At 64.0% G+C, this 17,386-nt stretch carries 18 protein-coding genes; 7 read left to right on the top strand and 11 right to left on the bottom strand.

The annotated features are described in order from the left end of the window. Positions 1-193: 193 nt before the first annotated feature. Entirely contained in the window at positions 194-469 is a 276-nt protein-coding gene (locus BEK68_RS11920; RefSeq protein WP_137910748.1) for a hypothetical protein, read from the bottom strand. Between the two features lie 970 nt (positions 470-1,439). On the opposite strand from BEK68_RS11920, the gene BEK68_RS11915 reads away from it, so the two are divergent. After that, positions 1,440-1,676, top strand: coding sequence for a hypothetical protein (locus BEK68_RS11915; RefSeq protein ID WP_212634773.1), 237 nt, complete (start codon positions 1,440-1,442; stop codon positions 1,674-1,676). A 252-nt stretch (positions 1,677-1,928) separates the two neighbouring features. On the opposite strand, the gene BEK68_RS11910 is transcribed toward BEK68_RS11915, so the two are convergent. The 10 genes from BEK68_RS11910 to BEK68_RS11865 all read right to left on the bottom strand — a co-directional run bounded on the left by BEK68_RS11910 (position 1,929) and on the right by BEK68_RS11865 (position 10,561). Then, a complete protein-coding gene (locus BEK68_RS11910; protein WP_012436437.1) occupies positions 1,929-2,396 on the bottom strand; it encodes a membrane protein in 468 nt (155 codons plus the stop codon). 9 nt (positions 2,397-2,405) lie between these two features. Next, positions 2,406-3,341 (bottom strand): carbohydrate kinase family protein, encoded by a 936-nt coding sequence (locus BEK68_RS11905; protein WP_012436436.1) that lies wholly within the window; start codon positions 3,339-3,341, stop codon positions 2,406-2,408. A gap of 92 nt (positions 3,342-3,433) precedes the next feature. After that, on the bottom strand, positions 3,434-3,934 hold the full coding sequence (gene tpx / locus BEK68_RS11900; RefSeq protein ID WP_012436435.1) for a thiol peroxidase: 501 nt from the start codon (positions 3,932-3,934) through the stop codon (positions 3,434-3,436). A 150-nt stretch (positions 3,935-4,084) separates the two neighbouring features. After that, on the bottom strand, positions 4,085-5,545 hold the full coding sequence (locus tag BEK68_RS11895; RefSeq protein WP_012436434.1) for a DUF3426 domain-containing protein: 1,461 nt from the start codon (positions 5,543-5,545) through the stop codon (positions 4,085-4,087). A gap of 96 nt (positions 5,546-5,641) precedes the next feature. Further along, the gene (gene prmA, locus BEK68_RS11890; RefSeq protein WP_012436433.1) at positions 5,642-6,538 is read right to left on the bottom strand and encodes a 50S ribosomal protein L11 methyltransferase; all 897 of its coding nucleotides are present in this window, start codon (positions 6,536-6,538) and stop codon (positions 5,642-5,644) included. Next, positions 6,535-7,902 carry an acetyl-CoA carboxylase biotin carboxylase subunit gene (accC, locus tag BEK68_RS11885; protein WP_004632953.1) on the bottom strand — a complete coding sequence of 456 codons (1,368 nt, stop codon included), beginning with the start codon at positions 7,900-7,902 and terminating at the stop codon, positions 6,535-6,537. Before accC ends, prmA begins: the two co-directional genes overlap by 4 nt. A gap of 132 nt (positions 7,903-8,034) precedes the next feature. Then, a complete protein-coding gene (gene accB / locus BEK68_RS11880) occupies positions 8,035-8,502 on the bottom strand; it encodes an acetyl-CoA carboxylase biotin carboxyl carrier protein (protein WP_004632950.1) in 468 nt (155 codons plus the stop codon). A 142-nt stretch (positions 8,503-8,644) separates the two neighbouring features. Then, the gene (gene aroQ / locus BEK68_RS11875; RefSeq protein ID WP_004632949.1) at positions 8,645-9,112 is read right to left on the bottom strand and encodes a type II 3-dehydroquinate dehydratase; all 468 of its coding nucleotides are present in this window, start codon (positions 9,110-9,112) and stop codon (positions 8,645-8,647) included. Between the two features lie 183 nt (positions 9,113-9,295). After that, complete coding sequence (locus tag BEK68_RS11870) at positions 9,296-9,820, bottom strand: TlpA family protein disulfide reductase (protein ID WP_004632947.1); 525 nt, start codon at positions 9,818-9,820, stop codon at positions 9,296-9,298. Between the two features lie 66 nt (positions 9,821-9,886). Then, positions 9,887-10,561 (bottom strand): hypothetical protein, encoded by a 675-nt coding sequence (locus BEK68_RS11865; RefSeq protein ID WP_012436431.1) that lies wholly within the window; start codon positions 10,559-10,561, stop codon positions 9,887-9,889. 78 nt (positions 10,562-10,639) lie between these two features. Here BEK68_RS11865 and mpl point away from each other — a divergent pair, with 78 nt between their 5' ends. From mpl to aroE, 6 genes are all read left to right on the top strand, one after another. After that, positions 10,640-12,025 (top strand): UDP-N-acetylmuramate:L-alanyl-gamma-D-glutamyl-meso-diaminopimelate ligase, encoded by a 1,386-nt coding sequence (mpl, locus tag BEK68_RS11860; RefSeq protein WP_012436430.1) that lies wholly within the window; start codon positions 10,640-10,642, stop codon positions 12,023-12,025. A 7-nt stretch (positions 12,026-12,032) separates the two neighbouring features. Further along, complete coding sequence (locus BEK68_RS11855; protein ID WP_004632943.1) at positions 12,033-12,656, top strand: YqiA/YcfP family alpha/beta fold hydrolase; 624 nt, start codon at positions 12,033-12,035, stop codon at positions 12,654-12,656. Continuing rightward, positions 12,653-13,231, top strand: a complete 579-nt coding sequence (locus BEK68_RS11850) for a chorismate--pyruvate lyase family protein (RefSeq protein WP_004632940.1) — start codon at positions 12,653-12,655, stop codon at positions 13,229-13,231. The genes BEK68_RS11855 and BEK68_RS11850 overlap by 4 nt, the downstream gene beginning before the upstream one ends. A gap of 152 nt (positions 13,232-13,383) precedes the next feature. Continuing rightward, positions 13,384-15,480 carry a ribonuclease catalytic domain-containing protein gene (locus tag BEK68_RS11845; RefSeq protein ID WP_012436429.1) on the top strand — a complete coding sequence of 699 codons (2,097 nt, stop codon included), beginning with the start codon at positions 13,384-13,386 and terminating at the stop codon, positions 15,478-15,480. A 52-nt stretch (positions 15,481-15,532) separates the two neighbouring features. After that, the gene (locus tag BEK68_RS11840; RefSeq protein ID WP_012436428.1) at positions 15,533-16,447 is read left to right on the top strand and encodes an energy transducer TonB family protein; all 915 of its coding nucleotides are present in this window, start codon (positions 15,533-15,535) and stop codon (positions 16,445-16,447) included. An 11-nt stretch (positions 16,448-16,458) separates the two neighbouring features. After that, entirely contained in the window at positions 16,459-17,376 is a 918-nt protein-coding gene (gene aroE, locus BEK68_RS11835) for a shikimate dehydrogenase (protein WP_004632935.1), read from the top strand. Positions 17,377-17,386 lie beyond the last annotated feature (10 nt).

The raw sequence follows: 17,386 nt of genomic DNA, 5'->3' as shown, positions 1-17,386 counted from the left end.
TAAGATCGCAGCAAAAATGGCCTGCGGATTGCCGTAGAACAATCCTTCTATCGTCGTAAAACAGCGTCGTTTCAAACGCTGTTGCGTGAACTTTTCAGCGGTTGCTGAGCAGGGTTTTCCCGCGATCGGCGATCGGTTTTCACACAGCGCATGTCGCGGTTGCGCGGTCGTGCTCGCCCGCAGTTCGCCATCATCACGCCTGGGCGCCGGTGTCGCACGCATCGATATCTGTATCGGACGCGTCGATGCGATTCGCGCTCACGCATGCATCGATGCGTTGGCCATATCGTCGCCACCTCGCCCATCGGATGCGCGGCACGCGATTTGCGGCACCTGCATGCACGCTGGTGACCATCGCAATCGCATCGACTTCGCGCAGCGCGCATCGACGGTGGTCGAGATGCGTGTCAGCGGCGTTGTCGACACGCTCAACACGTCGATAAGCGCGCGTCGATCGCTTCGATTGCATGCGTATCGACGTGTCGAGCGCGAAAAATTCGCGTGCGTTGTCGCATCTACGCATCGGTTTTTTCGACACGCATCGCGCAGCGCGCACGTCGACGCACGCGACGATACCGAACGCGCGCGAGGTGCATGCACGTGTTCACGATGTACATCCACACGACATCGCGTGTTGCTGTAAACCGGCATGATCACTGGGTTTGCGGGATGCATGTGTCAACGTGGAGCAACGCCGTAACGTGGTGTCACGACGCAAGAAAATGCGCGTTCGCGAGAGCGATCTGCACGCATGCGCGATGCGAATCGCAGCGACGCACAGACGCAGCGCAATCCTTCACCAAAACTCACCGCGCTTTTTGCATAAATCTCTTAACATCACCGCACAAACGAATTATGATTCGCCTTGACAAGACGTTGACTTCGATGCAAGGAACCTTCGCGCGATCAACGACGATGAAGTTCCAAGCGGCAAGTGAAAGGTAGTCGAGGAGCGTAACCACTTTGATGCACGCCACGCCGACAGGGCTGTTTGAACTCGGTGCCGTCTCTGCGATCCCCCCGTCGGGATGGGCGTACTACCCCCAAAAGAAAACGCGCGCTCTCCAGTTTTTCGCTGTCCGCAAAGTCACGCTGCAAGCGGCTTTGTGGTCCACGCAGCGATTCGCGCAAGATCAAATTTCGACCGGTGTGGCCACGATGCCCCGGTCCTCTCAATTGATGAAGACTCGCCGGATGTGTCCTGTCTGGCCGACTACGGTTGCGCTCGTGCGCGCGACCGGGGCGTGCAACTTGCTGCGTGTGTCCGCCGCGCAAGTCGCAGATCTTCCTACCGAATTCATTAGCGTGCGACTGCTGTCTGGTGGCGCGCCGATGAATCGCTCGCTCGGTTGGTCTGGCGGTGCCAATGCATCGTGGGATCGGGCCGGTCGGGTTGCTCAATCTCGATAGTTCGATACCCAATCTTGAAGGAGTTTCCCATGGCAACTGCTGCTAAGAAGAAACCGGCCGCCAAGGCCCCGGCCAAGAAGGCCGCTGCAAAGAAGGCTCCGGCCGCCAAGAAGGCTGCTGCAAAGAAGGCTGCGAAGAAGGCTCCGGCCAAGAAGGCTGTCGCCAAGCCCGCTGCTGCTCCGGCCGCTGCACCTGCTGCACCCGCTGCCAAGACCGCGCTGAACCCGGCTGCGGCATGGCCGTTCCCGACCGGCAACCGTCCGTAAGTCATTCTTACGACGGTGATCCTCCGGGGCCACAGCGGCGCGCACGTCGCGCCCACCTGATCGGATACTGCGTATCCGGTCCGCAAGACCTTGGTGTCTTGCACCGCCCGCCGATCGGCTCACGCCCGGCGGGCTTTTTCTTGGCGCAAGCGTCGCACATACGTTTCTCTCGGGCATAAAAAAACCGCACCGGCACGAAGCCGATGCGGTGTTTCCGATGAACCCCTCGGTCTATCGGCCGAGCGTTCTCGATCAATGCGTGACGCGCGTCACGCCGCCCGATGACAGCAGGCGCACGCGCTCGCCAGGGCGGAACGCCTCGTCCGCGTCTTGCGTGATGGCGCGGTACTCACCGTTGTCGAGCTTGACGGTGATTTCCAGGCCCGGCCGCTTGTTCATCTGACCTTCGAGCGCGCTGCCTGCGACGCCGCCGAGAATCGCACCGAGCACACCCGCCGCAACCGAGCCGTTGCCGCGCCCGATGGCCGCAGCCGAACCGATGCCGCCAATCGCGCCGCCGGCAATCGTGCCAACGCCGGTCTGCTCACGGTCGATCACGACATTGCGCACGGAATCTACCGTACCGAAGCGCACGGTCTGCTCGCGCTGCGCCTGACCAGAGGAGTAGGCGCTGTTGGAATTGGTGCCCATGGCGCAGCCTTGCAGGCCAAGGACGGCGACCAGCAGAGTCGCGGCGCCGATGCGATAGATGGGTTTCATGTCTATTCCTTATTGATACCGGTACCCGAAAGCGGATTCGAAGCGCCGGGCAATCTCGTCGACGGGCAGGCCATGATTCTGCGGGCCCTGGCAAGCGATCTTGAGCGAGCCCATCAGGCTGGCGAGTCGACCGGTGGTGTCCCAGTCCAGGCCGTTCTCGATGCCGTAGAGCAGGCCGCCGCGGAACGCGTCGCCGCAACCGGTCGGGTCGACCACACGTTCGGCCGGCACGGCCGGAATAGTGTACTGCTTGCCGTCGGCGTAAATCTCCGCCCCTTCTTCCCCGCGCGTGACGATGTACGCCTCGACGCGCTGCGCAAGTTCTGCCGCACTGTAGCCCGTGCGTGACAGCATGACCTGCGCTTCGTAGTCATTGACCACCACGTAGCTGGCGAGTTCAACGAAGTGGCGGAGGTCGGCGCCGTCAAACAGCGGCATTGCCTGGCCCAAATCGAAGATAAAAGGCACGCCGGATTCAGCAAATTGGGTGGCGTGGTGCAGCATGCCTTCGCGGCTGTCGGGGCCCACCAGGCCGAGCCTTGCCGGCAGTGCATTCTTGACCGAATTGATGCTGGAATGGCTCATCGCGCCGGGGTGGAACGCGGTGATCTGGTTGTTGTCGCGGTCAGTCGTGATCATCGCCTGCGCGGTGAACGTGTCCGGAACCTCCGTGACATGCGCTGTCGAGATACCGAGCTTCTTCAGGTAGTCCAGATACGGGCCGGCATCCTGGCCGACCGTGCCCATGATGATGGGCTCGCCGCCGAGCATCTTCAGCGTGAAGGCGATGTTGCCTGCGCAGCCACCGAACTCCCGGCGCATGGTCGGCACCAGGAAGGAAACGTTCAGGATGTGGATCTTGTCGGGCAGGATGTGTTCGCGGAAGTGTCCGTCGAACGTCATGATGGTGTCGTAGGCAATCGAGCCGCAGATCACGCTGGCCATATTGAAGCACTCCAGATATGACACGGCCGCCCAGTGGACGGCCGTGTGATGAACGAGAGACCGGAAGCTGGTCTCGATGCAATCAGTTCAGCTTACTTCAGCGCAGACAGGGCCGCGTCGTAGTTCGGCTCGTCCTTGATCTCGGGCACGAGTTGCGAGTACATGACGGTGTCGTCGGCGTCGAGCACGACCACGGCGCGGGCGGTCACGCCAGCCAGCGGGCCCGACGTGATGTCGACGCCGTAGGCTTGCTTGAAACCCTTGTCGCGGAAGGTCGACAGCGGCTTCACATTCGCGATGCCCTCGGTGGTGCAGAAGCGGCCGGCTGCGAACGGCAGGTCGGCAGAGATGGACAGCACGACCGTGTTGTCCAGCTTGGCAGCGGCTTCGTTGAACTTGCGCGTGGAGGTGGCGCACACCGGGGTGTCCAGGCTCGGCACGATGTTCAGGACCTTGCGCTTGCCGGCAAAGTCAGCGAGCGACACGTCTTTCAGGTCTGCGCCGACCAGCGTGAATGCCGGGGCCTTCGAGCCTGCGGTCGGGAATTGGCCGCCGACTTCGATCGGGTTGCCGCCAAGGGTCACGTTTGCCATGGTGTTACTCCTTCCTTTGATACGTGTTGGGGGAAGAGCCGCTAACAGAACCCGCCTGGCGTCGCCTCCTTGCCGTACCGCTTGCACTGTCTGCGTCGGCATGCCCGGCCAGGAGGGTCTTGTTAGCGGCTCTACGCCAGGGGTGAAAATTCAGGGGTAAAAAATCAGGACCCGGTAATTGGCCGTCGGGCGCTGTGACTGGAATCGTACCCGAATCGGTAGTTCGGCGCGGGCGGGCAGCCCTGACTTGCCGTATGCACTGTCGGTCGGGTTCAGGTAGTCGGTAGGCAACAGTGCGCGGCGCGACAGCAGCTGGTCTTGCAAGTCGGTCGTGACCAACTCGATGGCCGGCAGGGCGATGGGGCCGCCGGCGCGGTTGCGCAATGTCGCCGTCAGCACGTACTGGTCGGACGCTTCGCCTTCTTGCCGCTGCAGTTGTGACGATTCGATCTGCAATGCATCGAGATCACGCGGTGGCGCAATCGTGCAATGCAACGGCTGGCACATCGCCTCCAACATCGGCCGTGTGGAGGGCACGCGGCGCGCGATCTCGGCGCGGGCCAGGAAGAGCAGTTGCAGCACGGCCGTCACCGCCAGCACGCCGATCGCAACGCGCGCCAGTGCGCGGCGTCCCGTCGTTTTGCGTGTTTGGTCGCGGGCTTGCGCGGCGCGCAAGAAATCCAGCGTCGCGGCAGAGACACCGTGGTTCGGCCCCCGCACCTTGCGCGGACGCGGGGCGCCGGTCAGCGTGCGCTGTGGCGTCGGGCTGGCGGCCTCGGCTTGCGTGCGACGTGCGTGACCATGGCGGCGCGGCACCGGCGCAAAAAGCGTGTGCGGATCGGTTTCGTGGCGCATCCAGACCGAATCGTGCTTTTCCGCCTCGGGCTTTGGTGATGCGATGGCTCCCGACGCGGACGCGGACGCGGACGCTGTCGCTACCGGAACCGCTGTGGGCGAGACGGCAAGCTCAACCGGCAAGTCGGCCGACGGCTGCTTGGGTATGGCGGCCGCGAACGCGTCTTCCTCGTCGTCAAGGTCGCGGATGGGAGGCAGGCCGTGGAACGGATCGGCGGGCGTGGCGGCCGCCGCGGGCGGTTCCGGTTGAGGTGCCTGCTGCGCGGGTTCGGCGGCAGGCTCGGCAGCGCGCTCGATTGGCGCTTCGTCCGGCAGCGGACGCGTGTCGGGTGCGGTCGATTGCACGTCGGGCGCGGGTGTTGCGCCTTCAACTTCCCCCAGATGCACTTCTGCGACGCCTTCTTCGGGAACGTCTTCTTCCCAGATCAGCGTCATGCCGAAGCCGTGGTCGTCGTCTGCGGCAGGCGGTGCCGCGGGCGTTTCCGGTTCAGGGGCGGCGGGCGTTGCGAGCGGCGCAATGCGAGTAGCGTGTTCCGGTGATTGCTGTGGCTGCGGTGCTTCGGCGGTCCGCGCTGCAGGCGCGGGCGGGGCGCCAAGCTCGATCAGGTGATCGCGGCCATCGAAGACGTGATTGCAGCGGCCGCAACGGACCAGCCCGCCGCGCAGCCGAAGCTGATCGGCAACAACGCGGAATGCGGTTTGACAGTTGGGGCAGCGGGCGGCCAAACGTGGCGCAGCTTGTGGCGCAGTTGCCATGCGGGACGAGGAGAAAAAAGCCGACCGCGCGAGTATTGCAGACAGAGGCGCCAGCGTCGACCTTTGCAGGGGGCACTGGCGCGCAATGCGATGAAATTATGTCGGCTTCACACCATGCAGGCAGACCCAGCCGTCACGTGCACGCCACACGGTAAGCGGAATGGTGGAGGCGTACGCAGCGGCGACTTCTTCGGCCTGGCGCTCAAGCACGCCCGACAGAATCAGCCGGCCGCCCGGGCGCACGCGCGCGCAGAGCATGGCTGCCATCAGCTTGAGCGGGTTCGACAGGATGTTGGCGACGACCAGATCGAACGTGCCTTCCGGCGCATCGTCGGGCAGGGCGAAGGTGGCTTCGACGTGGTTGCGTTCGGCGTTGTAGCGCGAAGCCTCCACCGCGTTGGGATCGATGTCGACACCGACGGTTTCACCGGCGCCCAGCTTCTTGGCGACGATGGCCAGGATGCCCGAGCCGCAGCCGTAGTCCAGCGTGCGTTCACCGGGGTGCACGTGCTGCTCCAGCCATTCCATGCACAGGCGCGTGGTCGGGTGGCTGCCGGTGCCGAACGCCAGGCCCGGGTCCAGTTCCAGCACCACGGCGTCGGGTTCTGGCGCGTCGTGCCAGGACGGCACGACCCAGATGTGCTCACCAATATGGATGGGCTCGAACTGCGATTGCGTGACGCGCACCCAGTCCTGCTCTTCGACTTCGCGCACGGTGTACGCAGGCAGCGGCGACAGGTTGATCTCGTTGGCTGCGGCTGCCACCAACAATGCCGGATCGGCATCCTCGGCGAGCAGGGCAACCACGCGCGAGCGGTTCCACGCCAGGCGTGTTGGTTCGTGGCCGGGCTCGCCAAAGAGCGGTTGCTCTTCGGGCGTGTCGGCATCGGCATCTTCCACCGAGACCGACAGCGCGCCAAGATCAAACAGAGCTTCGGACAACGCTTCGGCGTCGTCACGCGCCACTTCGAGCACGCATTCGCGGTACGTCACTTGCCGCCACCCTTGGCCACTTCCTGTTGCGCCAGACGGTGCTCCAGGTAGTGGATGTCGGTGCCGCCTTCAACGAAGTTGGCGTCGAGCATCAGGTCGCGGTGCAGCGGCACGTTGGTCTGGATCCCTTCCACCACCATTTCCGACAGGGCGATGCGCATGCGGGCGATGGCCTGCTCGCGCGTGGCGCCGTACGTAATGACCTTGCCGATCATCGAGTCGTAGTTGGGCGGCACGAAGTAGCCGTTGTAGGCGTGCGAGTCCACGCGGACGCCCGGACCACCCGGCACGTGCCACGACGTGATGCGGCCAGGCGAGGGCGTGAACTTGAACGGATCTTCCGCGTTGATGCGGCACTCGATCGCGTGGCCCTTGAGCACGATGTCCTTCTGGCGGAAGCGCAGCTTTTCGCCGGCCGCCACGCGGATCTGCTCCTGCACGATGTCGACGCCCGTGATCATTTCCGTGACCGGATGTTCGACCTGTACGCGCGTGTTCATTTCGATGAAGTAGAACTCGCCGTTCTCGTACAGGAACTCGAACGTGCCGGCGCCACGGTAGCCGATCTTCTTGCAGGCCTCGGCGCAGCGGTCACCAATGCGTTCGATCAGGCGGCGCGGAATGTGCGGTGCCGGCGCTTCCTCAATCACCTTCTGGTGGCGGCGCTGCATGGAGCAATCGCGCTCGCCCAGCCAGACGGCATTGCGGTGCTGGTCGGCCAGGATCTGGATCTCCACGTGACGCGGATGCTCCAGGAACTTCTCCATATAGACTTCCGGATTGCCGAAGGCGCGGCCGGCTTCTTCGCGCGTCATGTTGACGGCGTTGATCAGCGCAGCCTCGGTGTGCACCACGCGCATGCCACGGCCACCGCCGCCGCCAGCTGCCTTGATGATCACCGGATAGCCGACCTTCTTGGCCGTTGCCAGAATTTCCTTCGGGTCTTCCGGCAGGGCGCCTTCCGAGCCCGGCACGCACGGCACGCCTGACTTGATCATCGCCTGCTTGGCTGAAACCTTGTCGCCCATCAGGCGAATCGATTCGGGCGTCGGGCCGATGAAGGTGAAGCCGGATTGCTCTACACGCTCGGCAAAGTCGGCGTTTTCCGACAGGAAGCCGTAACCGGGGTGGATGGCCTGGGCGTCGGTCACCTCGGCGGCCGAGATGATGGCCGGCATATTCAGGTACGACAGGGGCGACGGTGCCGGGCCGATACACACGGCTTCGTCGGCCAGCTTGACGTATTTGGCTTCCTTGTCCGCCTCGGAATAGACCACCACGGTCTTGATGCCGAGTTCGCGGCAGGCGCGCTGGATGCGAAGAGCGATCTCGCCGCGATTCGCGATCAGGATCTTGTCGAACATCGTGTTCTCGCTACAAAAAGGAGAGGCGAGGGCGCTGTGGCCGGGCCGCGCTCAGTGGCAGCCCTTGTACGCCGGCTCGCGCTCGGATGCGGCGCGCTGCGCGCCGCACGAAGAGGGTCAGATGCCGGAAGATCAGCCGATCACGAACAGCGGTTGGCCGTATTCCACCGCCTGGCCGTTCTCGATCAGGATCTCCTTGATGACGCCGGCCTTGTCGGCTTCGATCTCGTTGAGCAGCTTCATCGCTTCGATGATGCAGATGGTCTGCCCTTCCTTGACGGTGTCGCCCACCTTGACGAACTCGGCTGCGCCCGGCGACGGCGAGCGGTAGAACGTGCCGACCATCGGTGACGTCACGATGTGGCCGGCGGGCAGGGCCGGGGCAGCAGCCTCAGCGCCGACGGCAGCCTGAGCTGCTGCGGCGGGTGCGCCCATAGCCGGTGCAGCCTGCATCGGCATCGGCGCATATTGCATCGGGGCCATCACTTGCGGCGCCGACTTGACGATGCGGACCTTGCCTTCGCCTTCGGTCACTTCGAGCTCCGAAATGCCCGATTCGGCCACCAGGTCGATCAGCGTTTTCAGCTTGCGCAAATCCATGAACGTTCTCCTGCAGCGTCGGCGATCTGGGGCGGTGCATGCGCGCGAATGGCTCTTCAGTCGCGCATCGGTGAAAGGCGCTCCAGGCGCTGGCGTCGTTGCGTTGGTTAAGTGATTGAAATAAAAGGAAGAAGACGGCTGATCAGCCGCCGTGTTGGTCGATTGCGAAGTCCAGCGCCGCCAGATAGCCGCGCCAGCCCAGCCCGCAAATCACGCCCACCGCCTGGTCCGCCAGATACGAATGGTGGCGGAACGGCTCACGACGATGCACGTTGGACAGATGCACTTCGATGTACGGAATCACCACGCCGGCCAGCGCATCGCGCAGGGCCACACTCGTGTGCGTGTAGGCGGCCGGATTGATGATGATGAATTCGATGCCTTCGCTCTTGGCGGCATGGATGCGGTCGACCAGTGCGCCTTCGTGGTTCGACTGGAAGTGCGCCAGCGTCACGCCGCGCGCCGTAGCGCGTTCGACCAAGGCGGTATTGATGTCGGCGAGGGTGGTTGCACCATAGACTTCCGGTTCGCGCGTCCCAAGCAAATTGAGGTTCGGGCCGTGCAGTACGAGCACGTTGCGAAGCGCTTTGGCGATGGGTTTGTCAGCCACGGTTTTGACCGGTTGAGCGAAGTTGGGCGCAATTTACAGCAACTTAGAATGCTTTGTCTAGTTTTTGCTGAAAAACTCTCAACAAATCGGTGTTTTCACCGATCTTGGGCGTCCCGCCTATGCTTTTGCCGGAGAAGAAGGGGAGTTGCGTGCACATGAGCGTCATATGACGTTTTTGTACATTCACGTGCGCTGCAGGGCCTCGCGCAGTTCGTCCGCATGCACACGACCCATCTTCCGGAAAGTGATCTCACCTTGTGCATTGAGAATCACAGTAAACGGTAGGCCGCCGACTTCGTTGCCGAACTGGCGGCCCAGTTCCGTCCCACCAAAGCCCGCCACCGCAATCGGGTATGTGACGTGTACCTTACCCAGGAAGGTCTGGATATTGGACGCCGAGTCAATGCCAATGCCAACGAACTTTACCTGGGCCTTCTGCTCCTGCGCCAGCGCAGACAGTTCTGGCATTTCTTCCACGCAAGGACCGCACCACGGTGCCCAGAAATTGATCACCACCGGCTGACCACGAAAAGCGGCCAGATCCAACGGGGCGCCATTGGCGTCCGGGAGCTTGCTGCTGTAAAACGCGGCGACAGCAGTGTCAGCCGGCGTTTTGGGTTCGGTGGCACGATGCCCGAAATAGACGCCCGTCGTCGCGGCAATCAGGCCGGCCATCAGCAGGGCAGTCAGAGTGGTGCGGCGGGACATGGTTTTGCAGAGGTCTCTATATATAGACAGAGGCGGAGCGTGCGGGATTGTACTCCTGTCGGGCGATCACCCCTGCGACAGCAGGGCGCGTACCGCCGCCGCGTCGCCGCGTTGGGTCTTGCCGGTAGCGTCTGCGCGCCGCGCGCCGCGCACGTCGTTCATGTCGTATAGGGCGATATGAACGCCGACGGGTGTGCCCGTTTCAGCGCGCAACTCCCGCGCAAGCTCACGAGATTCGGGCCCGGCGGGCCACTGGCCACGCCACAGGAAGCTGAGCGTTTCTACTTCGTCGCGGCCGGCGAAGTGAGCACTTTCTGTCGTGTCGAAATCCACGCCGGCGTTGAGCAGGAAGATCGCCACGTCCTTCGGGCTGTCGCAGAAGACCTGCAGGTGGATGTCGGAGTGCTCGCTGGCGGTGCCGTTGAAGACCGCGCCCGCGAGGTACGGGTTATGGATTGCCAGCCCTTCCATCAGCACCAGTGCAATGCGACGCAGCAACGCCAGCACGCGCGGCTGGGATTCAGCCTGGAACAGCGCCTGGTATTCGCGGACTTCCGTTTCGACCTGTTCGTTGTCCGGCAGCCATTCGCCGGGCGCGCGGGATTCCGTACCGAGCACCTGGCGCGCGGCCTTGCGTTTAGCGGTGGCGTAGTCAACGCCGTCTTCCGCGATCATGCGGGCGGCGCTGACGGCGATTTCCTCCCGCACGCGGGCGGGGTCGAGGGTGGGTCGTTTGGACATGGCTCTATTTTACTGAAGCGCGCGGGCCGCCCTGAAGCCGCAGGTACAATGCGGCGCAACGAAGTTGAGATGGCTCCCATGCATATCCACATCCTTGGAATCTGCGGCACCTTCATGGGCGGCATTGCCCTGATCGCCCGTCAGGCCGGCCACCGCGTCACCGGCTGCGACGCCAACGTCTACCCTCCGATGAGCACCCAGCTCGAAGCGCAAGGCATCGAGCTGATCGAAGGCTTTGACCCCGAACAGCTCTCCATCGGCGCCGATCTTTACGTGATCGGCAACGTGATCTCCCGTGGCAACGCTCTCATGGAAGCCATCCTGGATCGCAATTTGCCCTACATCTCCGGTCCTCAATGGCTCGGCGACAACGTACTACGCCAGAAGTGGGTGCTTGCCGTGGCAGGCACACACGGCAAGACGACCACGACATCGATGCTCGCGTGGATCCTGCAGGATGCCGGCTACAACCCGGGCTTCCTGGTGGGCGGCGTGCCACGCAACTTCGGGCTGTCGGCGCGCCTGACGGAATCCGACTTCTTCGTGATTGAAGCGGACGAGTACGACACGGCCTTCTTCGACAAGCGCAGCAAGTTCGTTCATTACCGCCCCCGTACAGCCATATTGAACAACCTCGAATTCGATCACGCCGACATCTTTCCCGATCTTGCCGCGATCGAAACCCAATTTCATCATCTGGTGCGCACCGTGCCCGGTCAGGGCCGCCTCCTGGTCAATGGTCGGGAAGATAGCCTGAAGCGTGTACTTGAGCGCGGATGTTGGTCGGAAGTCGAGCAGTTCGGGGCGGAGGGCAACCTCGGCTGGGAAGTCGAAAACCTCGCCGATGACGATAGCTTCGATGTCGTTTTCCAGGGCCAAACGCAGGGCAGGGTCCGGTGGGCACTTCAGGGCGACCACAACCGCATGAACGCGCTGGCCGCCATTGCCGCCGCCCGCCACGTGGGCGTGCCGCCTGCCCAAGCCATTGAAAGCCTGGCCCGTTTCGAAAATGTGAAACGGCGCATGGAAGTGCGTGGCACCGTGAATGACGTGACTGTGTACGATGATTTTGCCCATCACCCGACGGCGATTCGCACCACCATCGAGGGCCTGCGCCGTCGTGTCGGCAAGGGGCGCATCCTGGCAGTGCTGGAGCCACGGTCAAACACCATGAAGTTGGGCGTGATGAAACTGGCCCTTCCCGACAGCCTGTCCGGCGCTGAACAGATCTTCGCTTATGGCGCAGCCAATGGCCGCGACGCCCTCGGCTGGGATTTGGCTGGGGCGCTGGCCCCGCTGGGGGAGCGCGCGAAGACGTTTTCTGATCTGAGCGCATTAATCGAAGCCGTCACAGCTGCCGCCCGCCCGGGCGACCATGTGCTTGTCATGAGCAACGGCGGCTTCGGAGGCGTACATCAGAAGCTGCTGGACGCCTTGGCCGAACGCGCCGAGACAGCGAATTGAATCTCATATGCTGGCATCCATCGTCTATCTGCACGGATTTCGTTCGTCGCCGCGCTCGTTCAAAGCGCAGCTGCTAGGCAGGCGGATGGCGTCCGTAGGGCTGGCGAATCAGTACGTATGCCCGATGCTGCCCGTCTCGCCGCGCGAGGCGATGGCCGAGACAGATGCGCTGATCGCGGAGCTGAGTGCGCGTGACGGCACCAAGCCGGCACTCATCGGCTCGTCTCTGGGCGGCTTTTACGCCACTTGGCTGGCAGAGCGCCATGGGCTTCGCGCGGCAATGCTCAATCCGGCTACGCGTCCTGAGCGGGATCTCGCCAAATACGTCGGCGAACAGCCGTTGTGGCATGGCGGTGGCACGATCCGCGTCGAGCCGCATCATCTGGATGAGCTGCGCGCGCTGGCCGTGCCCGCCATCACGCAGCCCGAGCGCTACTACCTGCTCGCCGCCACCGGCGACGAGGTGCTCGACTACCGCGAAATGCTCGATCACTTTCCTGGCGCGGCCACTCGCCTCATTGACGGCAGCGACCACGGCATCAGCGACTTCGCGCAGTATATGGACGAAGTGCTCGTGTTCTGCGGCGTTCCAGCCGATCTGTTGGCGGCCCACCCTTTCTGTGCCGCATGACCGATTTCCCGTCGTACCCGCGGGGCCTCTGGCGCAGCGCGTTGCCTCCGGCAGTGGTCTATGACCGGCACTGGGCGCGCTGGGCCGTAGGCGCCGATTCGCTGACGGCCAGGCTTCGTGCGGCATCGTCGCGCTTTCGCGTGCAATTGCTCGGCCAGCGGCGCGCGATGCCGTTGCGTGACGAGTGGCGTTGTCTTGGCATGTCGGGCCCTGCTGAGACGCTGGTCCGCGAAGTCCTGCTGATCTGCGACGAGATCCCGGTGGTCTATGCACACACGATCGTGCATCCGCGCAGTGTGGCGCTCGACTGGCCGTTCCTGAAAGCGCTGGGGACGCAGCCGCTGGGCCACTCGCTGTTTGCCGATCCGCGTGTCGAGCGCGGTGGTTTCGAATTCGCCTTGCTGGACGCGCGCCACCCGCTGGTGCGCCGCGCGCATGACGCGCTAGGCGATGCGCCTGTTGTCGGCACCGCCCGGCTGCCAGCCCGCCGGTCGGTCTTCCGGCGCGGAGCGAGCGCGATGCTGGTAACGGAGGTTTTCCTACCTGCGCTGGCTCGCTTCCAACCTCCGCGGTAAGCGTATTTCGCGGGCCGGGCGTCGAGCCAGTGCGGTATCATCGCCCCCAACTTTTTATCGCCGCGCGTAACGTTGTCACGTAAGGGCGCGCGGTCATTCCACTCATTCAAAGCGGTGCCTGCTCGTGCGAGTGCCGCGATCCATACAAATCCATGCAGTTGCTGTTTGAAGAAGGCGGCGAAATCCGCGCGGGCACTGTCTTGTCCCAACAGGGCGAGGCCTATCAGGTCGAGTTGCCGAGCGCCAAGCGCACCAAGGTCAAATCGCGCGACGTGTTGCTGCAATTCGCGCAGCCGTCCGCCGGTGAGCTGTCGCAGGCGGCCCAGGCGCTGTCGGCAGAGATCGACTTGGATTTCCTCTGGGAATGCGCTTCAGCGGACGAGTTCGGCTTCACCGATTTGGCCGGCGAGTATTTTGGCGCCGGCGCCAATGCCACACAGCAGGCGGCGCTGGCCATCGCGCTGCATGGCTCGCCGATCTACTTCCGCCGCAAGGGCCGAGGCCGCTATCAGCGCGCACCTGAAGACCAACTGAAGGCCGCGCTCGCAGGCTTGGAGCGCAAGAAGCAGCAAGCTGCTCTGCAAGCCGAATACGAAGCCGAGCTGAAGGCGATGCGACTGCCCGAGGCCTTCCGCGGCAAGACGCTGCAACTGCTGTTCAAGCCGGACAAGAACAGTCTCGAATACAAGGCGCTCGATGCGGCGTGCACGGTGCTGGGCCTGTCGCCGATGCGCCTGATGGTGGCAGTGGGCGGCATTGCCAATGCCCGCGCGCTGCATGAGGCGCGTTTCCTTTCGGAATGCTTCCCGAAGGGCACCGGTTTCCCGGATGTGACCGTGCCGGAACCGGCGATGGAGCTGCCGGCCGCCGACGTGCGCGCCTTTTCGATCGATGACGTGACCACCACGGAAATCGACGATGCCATCTCCGTTACGCCCATTGATGACGCCACGGTGCGGATCGGTATTCACATTGCCGCGCCGGGCTTCGGCATCCAGCGTGGCGAGCCGTTGGACGTGATTGCACGCCAGCGTTTGTCGACCGTGTATTTCCCCGGCGACAAGATCACGATGTTGCCGGAGTCGGTGGTGGATCGCTACACGCTGCAAGAAGGGCGCGCGTGCCCAGCGCTGTCGCTGTATGTGACGGTCGACCGTGCAACGTGGGCGGTCACCGCGAGCGAGACGCGCTGCGAATCCGTGACCGTGGCGGCCAACCTGCGCCACAACCTGCTCGACGACGTGATCACCGCCGACGCGCTGGCCGATGGCTCGGGCGACTACCCGTTCAAGGCCGAACTGGCCGTGTTGTGGCCGTTTGTGTGCGCGTTGTACGACGGCCGCCAGCAGGCACGCATTGCCAGCGGCCTGAAGCCCGAGGGCGCGCAGAAGGGCGATTATTCGTTCTACATCGATGCGATTCCCGAGGCCGATGGTGGCGGCGAGCGCGTGCGGATCGAACAGCGCAAACGCGGCTCGCCGCTGGACAAGATCGTCGCCGAATTGATGATCCTGGCCAACAGCACGTGGGGCCGCATGCTGGCCGACGCTGGGGTGCCGGGCATCTATCGCACGCAGAAGGCCTGGGGTATGCACCGCACGCGCATGCAGACGTATCCGGCGCCGCATGAAGGTCTGGGCGTGGCGCAGTATGCGTGGAGCACCTCGCCGCTGCGCCGCTATGTCGATCTGGTCAATCAATGGCAGATCGCTGCGGTGGCGCAGCATGGCGTGACGGCCAAGCTGATCGCGCCGTTCAAGCCCAAAGATGCCGACCTGCTGGCCGCCGTGGCCGACTTTGAAGCCACCTACGCTGCCTATGCCGACCACCAGTCGACCATGGAGCGCTACTGGTGCCTGCGCTGGCTCAAGCAGGAAAACCGAACGCGCATGCAGGCCGTGGTGCTCAAGGAAGGCGCCGTGCGCTTCGCCGACATTCCGCTGGTGACGAAGGTGCCGGAACTGGCACAGACGCCACGCGGCACGCATGTCGTGCTCGATGTCCTGGACACCGACGAGATCAGCCTGGAAGTGTCGTGCCGCGTGGTTGAAATCCTCGCGCCCGAAGCGGGCGCACAAGCTGAAGCCGAAGCCATTGAAGAAGAACTGGCCGCGGCAGAGGCTGAGGCTGATGTGCCGGCTGAACCACAACCGGCTGCTGATGGGGAAGAGGCTCGCGCAGAAGCCGACGCGGCTGTGGCGCCGCCGCCGCAAGACGGCGAGAGCGGTGGAACGCCTGCCGCTGCCTAACTACAATCGCAGCCTGACCTTCATTCTTCGCGCATCGACCAGGAATCGCCCCATGGCCGCCCTCGCAAACCGTCCGGACTGGTCCGGCAGCAGCACGCTCACCAAGGCGCTGGTGGTGTCGCTGGCCGTGCATGTTGTACTGCTGTTCGTGCGCGTGGTGGCCCCCGAGGCGTTCGATATCAAGCGCGACGATCCGGGCCTGGATGTGGTGCTGGTCAACGCCAAGTCGTCGACGGCACCGTCCAAGGCGACGGCCGTGGCCCAGGTCAACCTGAACGGCGGTGGCGAATATGACCAGCAGCGCGCCACCACGCCGCTGCCCGCTGACACCAATGAGCAGACCGGCGACGCCATCAAGCTCACACAGCGCCGCGTTGAGTATCTCGAGCAAGAGCAGCGCCGCCTGCTGACGCAATCGACCGAGCGCGCGCCGCTGGTCAACGATCGTCAGGTCAAGCCCGGCGAGCGTCCGCAGCCGTCGCCCACCAACGGCACCGACGACCGCACCACGCAAGACGAAATCGCCCGGCTGCAGGCCGAGATCGACCGGAATCTCGAGAACTACGCCAAGCGCCCGCGCCGCAATGTGCTGACAGCCGCCAGCGCCCGCCAGGTGGATTACGCCCGCTACTACGATGCCGTGCGGCGCAAGATCGAAGCCCGCGGCACCGCAAACTTTCCCAGCCAGAACGGCCGCCCGCTGTATGGCGAGCTGATCGTCGTGATCAGCATCAACCGCGAAGGCCAGCTCGGCTATAACCAGGACGGCTACAAGATCGAAGGCATCGAGATCGCAAAGAGCTCGGGCAACCCCGCGCTGGATCGCCAGGCCGTGGCCATCGTGCGTTCGTCTTCACCGTTTGGCGCCTTCCCGGCCGAGATGCGCAAGCGCGTCGACATCCAGGATGTGGTCGCCACGTTCAAGTTCACCCGCGCAGGCTTGGAAACCCACCTGCAGACCCGTTGATTTCGTCGTCCATGCCGTCGTCGTTTCAAGAGGCCATCCTCGCCGCCGCGAGCGCGCCGCCCACAGATCGCTATGGCGTGATCGGCAACCCGATCGCGCACAGCAAGTCGCCCATCATCCATGCCGCGTTTGCGCAGCAGACCGGGCAGCGCATCCGCTACGACCGTATCTACGCCGAGTTGATCGCGTTTGACGAAACCGTGATGACCTTCGTGCGTGAAGGCGGACGCGGGCTCAACGTGACGGTGCCGTTCAAGCTCGATGCGTATGCCATGTCGACGTCGTTGTCGCTGCGGGCGGAATCGGCCGGCGCGGTCAACACGCTCAAGTTCGATGGTGAAGAGATTTTTGGCGACAACACCGACGGCGTCGGCCTGATGCGCGACATCACCCACAACATCGGCAACGCGCTCGAAGGCGAGCGCGTGCTGCTACTGGGCGCGGGTGGTGCGGCGCGCGGCGTGCTGCTGCCGCTGCTGGAGCACAAGCCCGCGCGCGTGTTCCTGGCCAACCGCACGGCCGATCGCGCCAACAGGCTGGTCGAGCGCTTCGAGGTCTCGGCCAAGCTGCACGAGGTTGAACTCGTGGGCGGGGGCTATGACGAGCTTGCTGCGGACGACGTTTTCGACGTCATCATCAACGCCACGGCGAGCAGCCTGCAGGCCGAAGTGCCGCCGATCCCGACCACCGTGTTCGGCCCCAACGCGCTGGCCTACGACATGATGTACGGCCCGCGTCCGACGGTGTTCATGGAGTTCGCCCGGCGCAACGGCGCCCGCGCATGGGACGGCCTGGGCATGCTGGTGGAGCAGGCCGCGGAATCGTTCTTCGTCTGGCGCGGCGTGCGCCCGGACACCGCGCCGGTGCTGCTCGCCATGCGCGAAGGGCTGCAGGGCGAAGCCGCGGTCGCGGCGCGCGCGCCTCGCTGAACCTGGAGCG

Source organism: Ralstonia pickettii (genome assembly GCF_001699815.1).
GTDB lineage: Bacteria > Pseudomonadota > Gammaproteobacteria > Burkholderiales > Burkholderiaceae > Ralstonia > Ralstonia thomasii.
This window is presented reverse-complemented; position numbering and strand designations above follow the sequence as displayed.

What these genes read in the sequence shown, in the direction of transcription:
- BEK68_RS11920 (WP_137910748.1), bottom strand. Translation starts at nt 469, where the DNA reads ATGCAATCGAAGCGATCGACGCGCGCTTATCGACGTGTTGAGCGTGTC.
- mpl (WP_012436430.1), top strand. Translation starts at nt 10,640, where the DNA reads ATGCATATCCACATCCTTGGAATCTGCGGCACCTTCATGGGCGGCATT.
- aroE (WP_004632935.1), top strand. Translation starts at nt 16,459, where the DNA reads ATGCCGTCGTCGTTTCAAGAGGCCATCCTCGCCGCCGCGAGCGCGCCG.
- BEK68_RS11910 (WP_012436437.1), bottom strand. Translation starts at nt 2,396, where the DNA reads ATGAAACCCATCTATCGCATCGGCGCCGCGACTCTGCTGGTCGCCGTC.
- BEK68_RS11865 (WP_012436431.1), bottom strand. Translation starts at nt 10,561, where the DNA reads ATGTCCAAACGACCCACCCTCGACCCCGCCCGCGTGCGGGAGGAAATC.
- BEK68_RS11845 (WP_012436429.1), top strand. Translation starts at nt 13,384, where the DNA reads ATGCAGTTGCTGTTTGAAGAAGGCGGCGAAATCCGCGCGGGCACTGTC.
- BEK68_RS11840 (WP_012436428.1), top strand. Translation starts at nt 15,533, where the DNA reads ATGGCCGCCCTCGCAAACCGTCCGGACTGGTCCGGCAGCAGCACGCTC.
- BEK68_RS11905 (WP_012436436.1), bottom strand. Translation starts at nt 3,341, where the DNA reads ATGGCCAGCGTGATCTGCGGCTCGATTGCCTACGACACCATCATGACG.
- BEK68_RS11895 (WP_012436434.1), bottom strand. Translation starts at nt 5,545, where the DNA reads ATGGCAACTGCGCCACAAGCTGCGCCACGTTTGGCCGCCCGCTGCCCC.
- BEK68_RS11870 (WP_004632947.1), bottom strand. Translation starts at nt 9,820, where the DNA reads ATGTCCCGCCGCACCACTCTGACTGCCCTGCTGATGGCCGGCCTGATT.
- accB (WP_004632950.1), bottom strand. Translation starts at nt 8,502, where the DNA reads ATGGATTTGCGCAAGCTGAAAACGCTGATCGACCTGGTGGCCGAATCG.
- tpx (WP_012436435.1), bottom strand. Translation starts at nt 3,934, where the DNA reads ATGGCAAACGTGACCCTTGGCGGCAACCCGATCGAAGTCGGCGGCCAA.
- BEK68_RS11915 (WP_212634773.1), top strand. Translation starts at nt 1,440, where the DNA reads ATGGCAACTGCTGCTAAGAAGAAACCGGCCGCCAAGGCCCCGGCCAAG.
- BEK68_RS11850 (WP_004632940.1), top strand. Translation starts at nt 12,653, where the DNA reads ATGACCGATTTCCCGTCGTACCCGCGGGGCCTCTGGCGCAGCGCGTTG.
- BEK68_RS11855 (WP_004632943.1), top strand. Translation starts at nt 12,033, where the DNA reads ATGCTGGCATCCATCGTCTATCTGCACGGATTTCGTTCGTCGCCGCGC.
- accC (WP_004632953.1), bottom strand. Translation starts at nt 7,902, where the DNA reads ATGTTCGACAAGATCCTGATCGCGAATCGCGGCGAGATCGCTCTTCGC.